Below are 14,092 nucleotides of genomic sequence, written 5' to 3' on the forward strand. Positions count from 1 at the left end.
ATCTTTAGGATTTCCAATAAAAAGTGTATTAACAGTTTCTATACATCAAAAGTAATATTATCAATAAGTCTTGCTTTTGTAAACTTGACGGCTAGTGCAATAATAATTTTTCCCTTTAGCTCAATAACCTCATCAAGCTCCGGATAACGATACATTTCAACATAATCGATAACCCCTGATGTATGTACTGAAATATGTTTTTTTATTAATTCCTCAATCACTTTCGGATTTCGTTCTCCCTTATCTATCTCTCGTTTTGCGATTTGAAGACTTTCATATAGTCTTGGTGCTTCTACCCTCTCTTGTGAAGTTAAATAAACATTACGAGAGCTTTTCGCAAGCCCATCCTCTTCACGAACAATTTCCACTGGTACAAGAGTTATTGGAAAATTGAAATCTGTGAGCAATCCATCAACAACGGCGACCTGCTGAGCGTCTTTTAAACCAAAATATGCTCGGTCTGGCTGTACGATATTAAATAATTTGACAAGAACTGTGGCAACTCCATCAAAATGGCCATTACGCTTCCTTCCGCATAGTACATTAATTCTTGAATGGACGACCGCGGTAAGAGACATCTTTGTTGGATACATTTCTTCAGTACTTGGATGAAAAAGAACATCCACACCATTGTTCTCTGCTAATTTACGATCTTTTTCAAAATCACGTGGATAGGAATCGAAATCCTCGTTTGGACCGAATTGAAGTGGATTTACAAAAATACTCACAGCTAGTACATCATTTTCACTTCTTGCCTTATTTATTAAGGTTAAATGTCCTTCATGAAGATACCCCATTGTTGGTACGAATCCGATTGTTTTTCCCTCTTGCTTCAATGATTTCATATATTGCTGCATTTCCTGGATCGATGCGATGACTTTCATGTTTATTTTCCCCCGTAAAGATTAGCAAGCTCTTCTTCTTTCATTGTGTACGTATTTTTTTCTTCTGGGAAAGAACGTGCTTTTACCTCATCCACATAATTTGAGAGTCCTTGTAAAATTGGCTCATTCACTGAGGCATATTGTTTTACAAACTTTGGAACACGATCAACCCCATATGAAATCACATCATGAAATACTAGAACTTGACCATCCGTTTGGTTACCAGCACCAATACCAATTGTAGGAATTGAAACGCTGTTTGTCACTTCTTCACCTAATTGTTTCGGCACGCATTCTAATACTAAAGCAATTGCTCCTGCTTCCTCGACTTTTTTTGCATCCTCAATTAACTGTCTTGCGCTTTCTGCATCTTTTCCTTGCACTTTATAACCACCTAATACTCCTACTGCCTGTGGTGTTAAACCAAGATGTGCAACGACAGGAATTCCTGCTTCTGTTAAAGACGAAATGGTATAAATGACGTCCTTTGCTCCCTCAACTTTAACAGCATGGGCTCCAGATTCTTGAATAATCCGTGCTGCATTTTTCAACGTTTCAGGACGCGAAACATGATAAGACATAAATGGCATATCCGTTACAATAAATGTATCCTTTGCCCCACGTTTTACGGCCTTCGTATGATGAATCATATCATCTACTGTTACTGGTATAGTAGAATCATAGCCTAATACAACCATTCCTAATGAATCACCGACAAGGATCATATCCACACCGGCTTCTTCTGCAAGCTTAGCAGATGGATAATCATAGGCTGTCAACATGACGATTGGCTCTTTCCTTTGTTTCATTTTCAAAAATTCCGTTGTTTGTTTCATCATTTTTCCTCCTTTTGGCTTTTAGAAAGTAAACAACCCTTCTTTAAAGTCGCCTTGCTCAAGTATCCCTTGAGTTTCCTAAAAGAGGAGATGAAAAGACCGATTCGTGGTAGTTTTTTGCGTAAATATAGTAAAAAATCCTTCTTTCAAATAGAGAAAGAAGGATTGAACATGAATAAGTTCGGTAAATTTCATCCCTCTGTCCCAGTCCAATGGATCAAGGCAGAATACAATTGTGAATTGCATTGGTAAAAATTAAAGCTTGGTGTAGTTCCATAAAGGATACCACCCATCACTTTGAATTATATATAAGATTCGCATTCTTTTCTACACTTTATTTTTAAGGAAGTTCAATATCTGCGGAATAGATATGATGAACCTTACCTTCTGCATCTTCGAGGAGTAATACTCCTTCCTCATTGATGCCAATTGCTTTTCCTTCAATCGATCCAGAAATGGTTCTAGCAATGATCTGCTTTCCTATACTTGTTGCATAGCTTTCCCATAAAAGTTTAACGACCTTAAAGCCATGCTGTAAAAACTCATTGTAAAGCTTTTCAATTTTTAATAAAATCACCTGAATTAATTTGGCACGGTCAATTTTATCGCCTTTTTCAATTGCAAGTGAACTCGCAATGGTATGAAGATTCTCAGGAAATTGACTCAATTCTTGATTCACATTGATGCCAATCCCAATAATGACTGAATTAATTCGATCAGTTTCAGCTTGGAGCTCCGTTAAAATTCCCACAATTTTTTTTTGATGAATTAAAATATCATTAGGCCATTTAATATCTGGCTCTAAGCCTGTCACTTCTTGGATTGCTTGGACGACACCAACCGCAGCTAATAAAGTTAATTGTGGAGCTTGTGATGGCGGGATTTGTGGTCTTAAAATCATACTCATCCAGACTCCAGTATGTTTAGGGGAATACCATGCGCGATCTAATCTGCCACGTCCAGTTGTCTGTTCTTCTGCCACAACAAGTGTACCTTCGACAGCACCTTCATACGCTAATTTGTGAGCAATTTGCTGGGTAGAGGTTACCGATTCCTCAAAATGAATGTTTCGCCCTAAACTTTTAGTTTCTAGGCCTAGCTGTATTTCATTACCACTAATTTTATCTGGCTTAGTTATGATACGATAACCCAGCTTTCGAACGGCCTCTAATTCGTATCCTTCATTACGTAAATCTTCAATATGTTTCCATACGGCTGTCCGCGAACACCCAAGTTGCTCGCTTAATTTTTGTCCAGATATAAACTCCCCGTTGGCACTAGAGAAGACTTCTAACAATTTCTTTCTTATTTCTGATTGCACGATAGAAGCCACTCCTTTATCTTTTCCTTGTTATTTTCAACTTTGTTTTCAAGAATTCCATTTTCAACTAATTCATATAGGTCCGCTATCCATTTCCCTGGCTTTTGTTTGTACCAGAGTAAAAGATCTTCACCTGTGATATCTAGATCGGAACGTTGTTTAATGGGTAATTTATTAAATTCCTGAAACGGTGACACGTCTTGATGAATCCTTAAAACTTCTAAAATACGTTCTATCTGTTGGATACATTCTGCTCCACAATCGTATAGTAGACGTTTATTCCAGCCAGTTTGTATGACTTTTTCAAGAAAAACTCTATTTTTTACAACCTGTTCAATGATTTTATTTGGTAATTTCCATAGTCGCAAAAATGCCTTACTATCGTCTGTGTTCAATAAATAACAAACAAGTGTCCAATATTCAGCTCTTTCTTGAAGATGATTCCATTTATAGTAGGAAAAACGTTCTAAACTTTGAATTCGATCCGCAAAACCAGGTATATATTGATATAAATTGGTGTTTACTAAGAGCGGAATTGATTCTTGGCAACTCGGGCCAATTAGTAATTTTTCAAATTCTATTGAAATCCGCTCAACTGAAATCTTTTTTAATAATACCGCATTTTCCTTGATGGCTGACTCCGTTTCCTTACATAATAAAAAGGACAATTGGCTTGAAAATCGAACAGCCCTCATCATCCTAAGTGCATCTTCAAAGAACCGTTCGTTGGGGTCACCGACAGTTTGAATTCGTTTCTCTTCAATTGCTTTCTTTCCTCCGAAAGGATCAATAATGTTACCATCAATCGTCATCGCCATTGCGTTCATCGTAAAATCTCTTCTTTTTAAATCCTCGTGAAGGGAAGTGACAAATTCAACCTGAGAAGGTCTCCGGTAGTCATCATATCCCTCCTCTGTTCGGAATGTCGTCACTTCATATTGTTCACCCTTATGTAACACAATTACTGTTCCGTGAACCGCACCAACATCAATGGTTTTTGGAAATATAGCCATAATTTGTTCTGGTCGTGCAGAAGTTGCGATATCGATATCACCAATGGGTCGATGTAAAAGATAATCACGGACTGAACCACCAACAAAATAAGCCTCATAGCCGTTATTATGTAAAGTTTTAAGAATTTCTTTTGCTTTTATAAAAGGTTCATCCATCATCGAGAGCCCCTCTCAACGTTTATCCTCAAGAATAGAATAATATAAATCCTCATAATCATTAACAATTCGCTCGGAATTAAACTTTTCTTGAACAGAGCGGATTGCCTGATCAGACATTTTACTATGTAAGTCGGTATCCTTTAATAATACGATTGATTTGTTTGCGATGTCTTTAATATCCCCGAGTTCACAAATATAGCCATCTTTACCTTCATCAATAACCTCTGGAATACCTCCAGTGTTTGTCCCAATAGTTGGAACTCCACAAGCCATTGCTTCAATTAAAACAAGTCCAAAGCTCTCTTTTTCAGATAATAAAAGCTTTAAGTCACTAATTGAATAAAGTTCGGGGAGGTTTTCTTGTTTTCCCAAAAGAAGTACTTTATCAGTTAGTCCAAACTTATTAATTAATTTGCAAACAGTAGTTAATTCAGGTCCATCGCCCACTAATAATAGCTTGGATTTCACTTCTTTTTGAATCAAGTTAAATGCTTGAACAACGTCAGGAACACGTTTAACCTTTCGGAAATTGGATACATGGATAATCACTTTTTCATCTTCTTGTATCCCATACTGTTTTCGTAAATCATTCACATTTCTTTTGTAGTAAATTTTCTCGTCCACAAAATTATATATCGTTTTAATCTCTTTTTTTGGTTCAATTAATTCGTAGGTTTGTTCGACAAGCGATTTTGAAACTGCTGTTACTGCATCGGATTGTTCAATTCCAAACCGAATAAGTTCGGTTAAAGATGGATCGTACCCGAGAACGGTAATATCTGTTCCGTGAAGGGTGGTCACTATCTTAACATCCCCACCCACCATTTGCTTTGCTAAATAAGCGCATGCTGCATGCGGGATCGCATAATGAACATGTAATAGATCCAGCTTCTCCCTTTTTGTAACCTCTGCCATTTTACTTGCTAATGCTAAATCATAAGGCGGGTATTTAAATACTGAATATTGATTCACTTCTACCTCATGAAAATAAATATTTGTATAAATTTTGTTTAAACGGAATGGAAGACTTGAAGAAATAAAGTGGATTTCATGTCCTTTCTCTGCAAGCAACTTCCCTAGCTCTGTTGCAACGATACCTGATCCCCCAACTGAAGGGTAACAGGTGATCCCGATTTTAAGTTTCATTGAAGATTCTCCCACTTCTACATTAATTACAAATACGGATTCATGTTAAAGACTCGAAAGCTTATTGATTAGCTCCCTCTTGTCTTTCACGTATGATTTCACGCCATGAAAAAAATCCTTTTTCAAGTCCATGAATCAGTACCTCTGCCGTTCCCATATTTGTTGCTAATGGAACAGCATACACATCACATAATCTAATTAATGCAGATACATCTGGCTCGTGTGGCTGTGCAGTTAGTGGGTCTCTAAAAAAGATCACCATGTCCATTTGATTATTTGCAATCATCGCCCCAATTTCTTGGTCACCGCCTAGTGGTCCTGATTGAAAACGATGAATTTGCAGTCCAGTAGCTTCAGATATGCGTAAGCCTGTTGTTCCTGTAGCGAATAATTCATGTTGTTCTAAAATAGATGTATAAGCTGTTGAAAACTGTACTAGATCATTTTTCTTTTTATCGTGAGCAATTAGAGCAATTTTCATAGTTATGTATCCCCTTATTCGATGATATTTTCTAATCCATACACTAAAACGTCAAGATTCATTACAGTGTCAACTGATAATTTGACACCTGACATAAAGGAAGCACGGTTGAATGAATCATGGCGTATGGAAAGCATTTGTCCATTACCACCAAACATTACCTCTTGATGTGCAACAAGTCCCGGTAAGCGTACGCTATGTATGCGAATTCCATCGTACTCAGCACCACGAGCTCCTTGGATTGTTTCTTTTTCATTAGGATGTCCTTGTTGTTTTGATTCTCTAACTGTTGTCAATAATTCGGCTGTTTTAACAGCTGTGCCAGAGGGTGCATCAAGCTTTTGGTCATGGTGAAGCTCAATAATTTCCACGTCTTGAAAATACTTGGCAGCCATTTGCGAAAACTTCATCATTAGAACAGCACCGACCGCAAAATTAGGTGCGATAATGGCGCCTACCTTACGTTCCTCCGCCATTTTTGACAGTCTATCTAATTCATCTTTCGTAAAACCTGTCGTGCCTACTACAGGGCGAATCCCGTGTTCAATAGCTACCTCCGTATGGTACTTACCTGTTTCAGGTGTAGTTAAATCAATTAGCACGTCCGGTTTTGTTTCTGAGAAGCACTCTAAAATATCCGTAAAGATCGGAGCTTTTACATTCGAAAAGCCTTCTACATCACTTAATAACTGGCCATTGTTTTTTCGATCGATGACCCCTACTAAAGAAAAATTTTCTGTTTCCTGAACAAGGGCTACCGCTTCTTTTCCCATTCTACCCCGCGGACCTGCAATTACAATTTTTATTGTTTCCATGATGTATGTATTCCCCCTTATTCATTCGTATCAATACGCGTCCATCTATCTTTATCTCTTGTATTAAATTTGTTCATAACAGTATTATGTGCGTCTTCAAGGTCAATGTTCAAGGAATTTGCAAGACAAATCAGAACAAATAGCAAGTCACCTGTTTCTTCAGCCATGCTTTTTTCTGTTTCCGAATCTTTTTTAGGCTTTTCGCCATAGTAGTGATTAACCTCTCTCGCAAGTTCTCCTAGTTCCTCAGTCAACCTAGCTAGTAATGCAAGCGGACTAAAATAGCCTTCTTTGAATTGACCTATGTATGCATCTACCTCTTGTTGCAGCTGTTTCATCGTTTTATCTGCCATTACTATCACCTCTATCGTTTCTATTCCTATGTTAGCTTAAAATATAGCTTTTTGACAAATAATTCTTTTATACGACATGATTTGTTTGTTTTTCACCCATACTTTATAATAAAGTGGCAATTATTACTATTTCGGGGGTATTTAACTTTGAAGTTTTCCATAAAAAATATTATTTTCATTTTGTTGGGTTCCGCTATTTTCTCGTTTGGGATTGTGCATTTTAATATGCAAAACAACCTAGCAGAGGGCGGTTTTACAGGGATTACACTTTTGCTTTATTTTTTATTTAAATTTGATCCGTCCTATTCGAATTTGATCTTAAATGTTCCACTGTTTTTTCTAGGGTGGAAGCTCCTTGGTCGTATTGCATTTTATTATACACTTATCGGTACTGTTAGTGTTTCAATATTTTTGTGGTTCTTTCAGCGTTATCAATTTAATATTCCACTCGATGGCGACCTAATGCTGGCAGCGTTATTTGCCGGTGTGTTTATTGGAGTTGGTCTAGGGATTATTTTTCGATATGGCGGTACAACTGGTGGTGTTGATATCATCGCAAGGCTTGTTCGAAAATATGTTGGCTGGCCAATGGGGCGGACAATGTTCTTATTTGATGCGGTGGTTATTACGGTTTCCCTCATTTTTTATCTTTCTTATCGTGAGGCTATGTACACCTTGCTTGCTGTTTTTATTGGGGCACGAGTAATTGATTTCATGCAGGAAGGTGCCTATGCCGCTAGAGGCGCTATGATTATTTCAGAGAGGAATGATGAGATTGCTGAAAAGATATTACATGAGATGGATCGAGGAGTAACGATCTTGAAGGGGATGGGGTCGTATACGAAGCAGGAGAAGCATATTTTATATTGTGTTGTCGGAAGAAGTGAAGTCGGTCGTTTAAAGCAAGTAATTATCTCCGTCGACCCACATGCTTTTGTCTCAGTAAGTGATGTTCATGATGTGCTTGGAGAAGGATTTACGTTGGATGAGAATAAAAAGCCGATTGAGCGGTAATTTAACGTGTATCAAGAGTATTTGCTCATTCGCGTGAAGCTTTTGGGCTTTATATGCCTTTATAACTGACATGAAAAAAGCCGGTTATCCACATTGATTAACCGGCTTTCGTTGCTTATTCTTCTCGAGTCATACCTGTATAAATAAGGATCAATCTCAAAAGTTCTAGCACTGCAACTGCTGCTGCTGCAACATAGGTAAGGGCTGCTGCGTTTAGCACTTTCTTTGTTTCACGTTCTTCATCGTTACGAATGACACCTGCAGAAACGATTTCGTTCATTGCTCTTGATGATGCATTAAATTCAACTGGTAATGTAACAAGTTGGAATAACACAGCTGCTGCCATAAAGATAATTCCTACTAGAATTAAGTTTGACATTGTAAAAATAATACCAGCAATGATTAAAATCCATGAAAAGTTTGAACCAATGTTCGCAACCGGTACGAGTGCATGACGGAAACGAAGAAATGCATAATCTTGTTGATCTTGAATCGCATGTCCAACTTCATGGGCCGCAACTGCTGCACCAGCGATTGAATTTCCATAATAATTATTAGTTGATAGTCGCACAACTTTTGATCTTGGGTCATAATGGTCTGAAAGCAAACCAGGTGTTTCTTCAATTCTCACATCATATAATCCATTTTGATCAAGTATTCTTCTTGCTACTTCTGCACCTGTCATACCTGATGACGAAGGAATTTGTGAATACTTCTTATATGCACTCTTAACTTTAATTTGTGCATATATCGGAATGATAATGATCAAAGCGAAATAAACTAGAATCATTTTTGTTCCTCCAAATTATAGTATAATTTAATTTTAATTAGAGACTCCCTCAATGTCAATTGACTTGCTTACAAAATCCCTAAAAGTAAACAGTGGGATATGCCCCACTGTCAGCGGTCTTCGTAATCTCTCTGTTTTTGGCGCTTTTGCTTATCGCCTTTATATTTTCTCCAGCCTACATAGATTAATGTAAGAATAATGGCGCCACCTGTTGATATCATCACCCAAATTAGAGACGGATCTGCGTCATCCTCCGTCATACGGTCGAACATTTTTTTTAGATCTAACTCCATTTGCTCAAGCTGTTGTATTCTAGTAGCGGTTTTCAAATCTTCGTTACGGTATGCATCTAAGAAAGCAATATGTGATTCTATCTTCTGAACGTCTTGAGGTGTGATATCCACAGTAATACTCGGATGAATCATATTATATTTTGATAGAAAGATAGTCAACAATTGATTAAATGTTTCCTTATCGCCTTCTTCAATCGTTTCCTTCATTTCTCCAAACGTCGTCATTATTGAATCTTCCAATTCTGTCCACATCGGCTGATACTCAGACCTCATCGCATCTACCACTAAACGAAATTGGGTAACACGATTGACTCTTTCTTCCATGCTAAGTGAACTAGAAGTAACTGCTTCAAAGGCTGATTCATGAGTTAAGGTAATAATCCGAAGTTCATCCATTGAAAAGGATGGATCCCGCTGATTCATTCGAAGGAATTCATTTGAAAAATGTGTTAACAATTGCTTAGCATCCTTGTATCTTTCCTGCTTCACCATTTGTAGGGCTTGATCGGAAATTTGATCAAGCTTATCCCAGTTTTCTTCAGTGGAGGTAGCGTTTATGGATATAGGATGAATCATAACTATAAAACAAATAATGCATATAATTCTAGAAATTTTCATACTTGTCCCTCCTCAAACATCTATTAAAATGTATGATAGATTGGACAAGAGTAGACCAATTATTTATTGAAGTTCTAACTGATAGCGATCTTTTTTTATACAAAGTAAATAAGTAAGTAAGATGGATACCATACTTAACCAAAATGTAAAATAGCCAATCTGAGGAATATACTGATCCAATACACTATATCTTGGCATCATAAAGAAAACATAATCAATTACATCATTATGTATGGTCCAGACAGCTGCAATCACCAAATGAATCGGCTTTATGCGATAATAAGGAGCATATAATAGTCCCTGAATTGCCATTCCAAGGTGAGAAAAAATCAACATATACCCATAAATATCCAGACCGTTGACAAAATAAGTAAGAATATTCATGACCACTGCCCAAATCCCATATTTAAAAAGGGTAACAATTGCCAACGCTTCAATAAGCGGCCAATTCCTTCTTAGCAAAAATGCAACTAATACAAAACAAAAAAACAAGCTTGCCGTTGGGCTATCGGGAACAAAGACTAAAAATTTTGACGGCGTAATGTTTAGTTGACTTTCATACCAAATATACCCATAGATTGTGCCTGGAACGTTTATAAGTAATAGAATCCAGAGCACCCATCGTTGTCCCATTAAATAAGTAATCCACTTCATCCTATGTACCAACTCTCCTATTTTCTTACCTCAAGATTCTCTTAAAAGCGGTTACCTTGTCAAGAAAAAACGTATAAAAAAAGCTGACCTTTAAAAGTCAGCTTTGTGTTTGTTTACTTAGAAGTTACACTTGAAATAAATTCAGCGAGCTTCTGTAATTCTTCGTCAGTACCTTCGAACATTCCTGGAGGCATAGCCCCTTGACCATTTTTTGCAATGTTGGCAACTTCTTCAGGAGATAATCCGTTATCAACTAACGCTTTTCCTGCAGGTCCACCTTCTAGGTCACCACCGTGACATCCGATACAACCTTTTTCTTGATATAATAAGTATCCTTCTGATTCCTTATCAATTTCTGCCTCTGCTACTATTTTCGCAGATTCAGCTCTTGCTTCCCAGTCTACTTGAGATGCAGATTCCCATGTTAAGTATGCAACTGAGGCAAACGCTAAAAGCATCATACCTGTAGCAACTGGACGCTTTGATGGTCTACGTTCAGGGCCACGATCTAAGAATGGTGCAAGCAAAAGTGCTCCAAATGCAAGTCCAGGAATTACAAGCGTACCAATAACATTGAAATCACCAGATGCAAATGTGTACTTAATCAATTGATACATGAATAAGAAATACCAGTCTGGTAGTGGAATATATCCTGCAGCAGTAGGGTCAGCGACTTTTTCAAGTGGTGACGGATGTGCTGCTGTTAAACATAAAAACGCGACTAAGAAAACAGAACCAACTAACCATTCTTTTAATAGGAAGTTTGGCCAGAATGCTTCTGTTTTTCCTGGATACTCGGAGTAATCCTTAGGAATATGTTTTTTATTACTTACAGGAACACGTGAGTCCCCAACAAATTTCATTCCTTTTCCACGATGCATAATCGGTCCCCCTCCTTTTTAGAGAATTTTCATTCAAAAGAGATTGTTCAATTCATTAATAAATTTTCGAACATACCCAAAGCCCTTTTCATCTAAAGTAATTCGTTGAAGATATTAATCCTTTACACCTCTAACTAGAAGGCAAAGTCTTGTATCCTACAGCGGACCAGAAATACCTTGACGGCGAATCATGATAAAGTGAGCAGCTAGTAAACCGAATAATGCTGCTGGTAAGAAGAATACATGAATCGCAAAGAAGCGGGTTAATGTTTGAGCACCAATAATTTCAGGGTGTCCTGCAATTAAGGTCTTTAAGTAAGGCCCTATAAGTGGAACTGATTCCACAATTTGGATTGTAACTTTTGTTGCGAATAACGCTTTCATATCCCAAGGTAATAAGTAACCTGTTAAACCAAGAGCCAGCATAACAAAGAAAATTAAAACTCCAACAATCCAGTTTAGCTCACGAGGCTTCTTATAAGCACCTTGGAAAAATACACGTAGGGTATGTAAGAACATCATAACGATAACCAGACTCGCTCCCCAGTGATGCATTCCGCGAACAATTTGTCCAAACGCTACTTCGTTTTGTAAATAATAAACAGAATTCCATGCATTGATGATATCTGGAACATAGTACATTGTTAAGAACATACCAGATAGTACTTGGATGACGACGATAAAAAATGTAAGTCCTCCAAAGCAGTATACAAATGCGCTAAAATGATGCGCTGGGTTTACATGCTCAGGAACCTCATGGTCTGCAATATCTGCCCAGAGAGGAGTAATATCAAGTCGTTCGTCAACCCAATCAAAAATCTTATTTAACATTGATTACGCTCCTCCTACAGGGTTTGGTTTTGTTTTTCCTAAATATAAATAACCATCTTTTACTTGACTATCATATACATCTAATGGACCCATTGGTGGTGTACCAGGTACGTTCATGCCATCCTTCTCATATAATCCATAGTGACAAGGACAGAAGAAACGATCCGGGTTAGCTGGATCCTCAGCCCAAGAAACAGCACAGCCAAGGTGTTTACATACTGGTGATAATGCGATGATGTCGCCTTTATCATTTTTATAAACCCACGCTGAATTTGGAACTTCTGATTCATACCATCCATCAACTTGATTAATTTTAAAATCAAATTTTTGAGGTTCTTTCGTAATCTTATCAACACTCACTACTTGTACCATGTCGTGTTCAGCTTCTGGTTGAAGTAATGGGTCAATTGCAAAGCGGACCATAGGCATTAACATCCCAGCTGCCATGAAACCACCTACACCTGTTAGAGTATAGTTTAGAAATTGACGTCTTGAAACCCGTTGTTTATTCTCGCTCATTGTTTTCCCCCCTCTATGCTAAGCTAAGTCCACTCCGGACATAATTGTACACATTAAAAACTAGGACATTCTCATGATATATCAATATTTGGTACAGGTCAATAATAGGATTTGCCGAAACAATGGCAACTATGTGACTTTCTTAGGAAAAGTCAGGAATTTTTTATTGTTATAGTCCCATAACGTTGACGATTACCTTTGCCAGATGTTTGTAAATAGTGTAACAAGCTGTTTCATTTGATCCTGAAGCATGGTTTGCTTGTATTTTTCTTCGACATATTCAAGTGGTAAAGTTGGCAGCCAAATAAGTGAGCCATTTAAATCTGCTTCTACTTGCTTCCAGCTACTATCAGAAGTAATAAATATGGTATGCTTCATACCACCGCTAATCAAATCACTTGTCCACTGATTTAAACGGTTTTTCGCTATATCAAGCACTTCACCATTTGAATACGTAAAGGCCGGAAACAGTATAATTCTTCCTTTAAATTGTCGCTCCACTTCATTTGAAAGAATGGTAATGAACTCACCCATGGAAACCGTATTTTTTAAATTTCCTTCTAGAGAAACTGGTATCAATGGAATCACTGCTGTATCAACATATTCTTTTGCTTGTAAATAAACATCCATATCCTTCGTTATCCATTTCATTTTGTCTGCTCCCTTTCCCATTTGCTGTACAAAAATCATTTTCATTTCTTTTTTACGATTTTTAGCCAAACTCCCAAACTACCATACCATATTTAGGATAAATAAAAAAGACTGACACGTTGTCAGCCCCTTCTAATGTATGCTTTTCTGTTTTATAATTGTTTAAGCTTTTCAGTCAGCCTTTTAAACTCTGTTTCATCCTGTCTGTCAAGCGCCTCATCAATTCGCTTTAACAAATGCTCTTTCTGAAACATATGGATGGACTGCTCAAGAAATTTTTTCGCGAGTTCTTTATCTTGCTCATTCACCTGAAGATGCTTTGGCATATATGGATTCTCTTCAAGCACAGCCACATAATTTGGAGAATGGAAGGAGGATCTGAAATTAAGTTGAATATAAATTTCTTCTTCCCTGTTAAGGCGAATATCATGAAATGATTTTTCAGCATCCGTTGTCATGACATTTTCCTTATAAAAACGGAATGGTACATCATCAACACAATGCGTCGACATAATAATACCTCGAGGGCAGTATTGAGCCTGCTCAACAAAGTGGACATTTTTCATGAGTTGGTCATGACTCATTAAATAGTTTAGAATCCAAACACACTCTCTTCGTTTTAGCTGATAATTATTTAGAAACCAGCGTATGAAGTCTTTTTTCTCGTTGACAGATACAGGGGTAGTCATCGCACGCTTCCCTCCTCTGCTAGTATTGAGTAGTACTAATGATAATATACTGATATACTTCAACAATCACATTAAAAATTCCTTCTCAAGGATGTTAAAAAGTCGGTTAAAAATGACACTTTGAATTTCTTCGTTGGCTTGTTT

General features: G+C 37.4%; 17 protein-coding genes. 1 reads left to right on the plus strand and 16 read right to left on the minus strand.

The features are described from left to right. Positions 1–38: 38 nt before the first annotated feature. The 8 genes from panC to RGU12_RS14355 all read right to left on the minus strand — a co-directional run bounded on the left by panC (position 39) and on the right by RGU12_RS14355 (position 7,008). Positions 39–884 (minus strand): pantoate--beta-alanine ligase, encoded by an 846-nt coding sequence (gene panC, locus RGU12_RS14320; protein ID WP_309536697.1) that lies wholly within the window; start codon positions 882–884, stop codon positions 39–41. Between the two features lie 2 nt (positions 885–886). Next, complete coding sequence (gene panB, locus RGU12_RS14325) at positions 887–1,720, minus strand: 3-methyl-2-oxobutanoate hydroxymethyltransferase (protein WP_309536698.1); 834 nt, start codon at positions 1,718–1,720, stop codon at positions 887–889. Between the two features lie 340 nt (positions 1,721–2,060). After that, positions 2,061–3,041 carry a biotin--[acetyl-CoA-carboxylase] ligase gene (locus RGU12_RS14330; RefSeq protein WP_309536699.1) on the minus strand — a complete coding sequence of 327 codons (981 nt, stop codon included), beginning with the start codon at positions 3,039–3,041 and terminating at the stop codon, positions 2,061–2,063. Further along, positions 3,026–4,213, minus strand: coding sequence for a CCA tRNA nucleotidyltransferase (locus tag RGU12_RS14335; RefSeq protein ID WP_483867253.1), 1,188 nt, complete (start codon positions 4,211–4,213; stop codon positions 3,026–3,028). The genes RGU12_RS14330 and RGU12_RS14335 overlap by 16 nt, the downstream gene beginning before the upstream one ends. A 12-nt stretch (positions 4,214–4,225) precedes the next feature. Then, positions 4,226–5,359, minus strand: a complete 1,134-nt coding sequence (gene bshA / locus RGU12_RS14340; protein WP_309536700.1) for an N-acetyl-alpha-D-glucosaminyl L-malate synthase BshA — start codon at positions 5,357–5,359, stop codon at positions 4,226–4,228. A gap of 61 nt (positions 5,360–5,420) precedes the next feature. After that, positions 5,421–5,840 carry a methylglyoxal synthase gene (mgsA, locus tag RGU12_RS14345; RefSeq protein ID WP_116352346.1) on the minus strand — a complete coding sequence of 140 codons (420 nt, stop codon included), beginning with the start codon at positions 5,838–5,840 and terminating at the stop codon, positions 5,421–5,423. Positions 5,841–5,854: 14 nt separating this feature from the next. Continuing rightward, positions 5,855–6,655 carry a 4-hydroxy-tetrahydrodipicolinate reductase gene (gene dapB, locus RGU12_RS14350; RefSeq protein WP_309536701.1) on the minus strand — a complete coding sequence of 267 codons (801 nt, stop codon included), beginning with the start codon at positions 6,653–6,655 and terminating at the stop codon, positions 5,855–5,857. 17 nt (positions 6,656–6,672) lie between these two features. Next, entirely contained in the window at positions 6,673–7,008 is a 336-nt protein-coding gene (locus RGU12_RS14355) for a nucleotide pyrophosphohydrolase (protein ID WP_309536702.1), read from the minus strand. A gap of 147 nt (positions 7,009–7,155) precedes the next feature. On the opposite strand from RGU12_RS14355, the gene RGU12_RS14360 reads away from it, so the two are divergent. After that, positions 7,156–8,022, plus strand: a complete 867-nt coding sequence (locus RGU12_RS14360; protein ID WP_309536703.1) for a YitT family protein — start codon at positions 7,156–7,158, stop codon at positions 8,020–8,022. A 115-nt stretch (positions 8,023–8,137) separates the two neighbouring features. On the opposite strand, the gene RGU12_RS14365 is transcribed toward RGU12_RS14360, so the two are convergent. The 8 genes from RGU12_RS14365 to RGU12_RS14400 form a co-directional block, all read right to left on the minus strand. Further along, positions 8,138–8,812, minus strand: a complete 675-nt coding sequence (locus RGU12_RS14365) for a zinc metallopeptidase (protein WP_116352350.1) — start codon at positions 8,810–8,812, stop codon at positions 8,138–8,140. 110 nt (positions 8,813–8,922) lie between these two features. Continuing rightward, positions 8,923–9,723 (minus strand): sporulation protein YpjB, encoded by an 801-nt coding sequence (gene ypjB / locus RGU12_RS14370; RefSeq protein ID WP_309536704.1) that lies wholly within the window; start codon positions 9,721–9,723, stop codon positions 8,923–8,925. 63 nt (positions 9,724–9,786) lie between these two features. Continuing rightward, a complete protein-coding gene (lhaT, locus tag RGU12_RS14375; RefSeq protein ID WP_309536705.1) occupies positions 9,787–10,377 on the minus strand; it encodes a lipoprotein heptaprenylglyceryl N-acetyltransferase LhaT in 591 nt (196 codons plus the stop codon). Positions 10,378–10,490: 113 nt separating this feature from the next. Further along, the gene (locus RGU12_RS14380) at positions 10,491–11,258 is read right to left on the minus strand and encodes a menaquinol-cytochrome c reductase cytochrome b/c subunit (RefSeq protein ID WP_309536706.1); all 768 of its coding nucleotides are present in this window, start codon (positions 11,256–11,258) and stop codon (positions 10,491–10,493) included. 156 nt (positions 11,259–11,414) lie between these two features. After that, positions 11,415–12,089: a menaquinol-cytochrome c reductase cytochrome b subunit gene (gene qcrB, locus RGU12_RS14385; RefSeq protein WP_116352354.1), complete on the minus strand. Its 675-nt coding sequence runs from the start codon at positions 12,087–12,089 to the stop codon at positions 11,415–11,417. 3 nt (positions 12,090–12,092) lie between these two features. Next, positions 12,093–12,608, minus strand: a complete 516-nt coding sequence (locus RGU12_RS14390; protein ID WP_309536707.1) for a Rieske (2Fe-2S) protein — start codon at positions 12,606–12,608, stop codon at positions 12,093–12,095. A gap of 192 nt (positions 12,609–12,800) precedes the next feature. Beyond that, entirely contained in the window at positions 12,801–13,328 is a 528-nt protein-coding gene (locus tag RGU12_RS14395) for a YpiF family protein (RefSeq protein ID WP_309536708.1), read from the minus strand. An 83-nt stretch (positions 13,329–13,411) separates the two neighbouring features. Further along, complete coding sequence (locus RGU12_RS14400) at positions 13,412–13,948, minus strand: ReoY family proteolytic degradation factor (protein WP_116352356.1); 537 nt, start codon at positions 13,946–13,948, stop codon at positions 13,412–13,414. Between the last annotated feature and the right edge of the window lie 144 nt (positions 13,949–14,092).

Origin of the sequence: Ferdinandcohnia sp. QZ13, from assembly GCF_031324165.1 — a bacterium.
Lineage (GTDB): Bacteria > Bacillota > Bacilli > Bacillales > Bacillaceae_L > Ferdinandcohnia.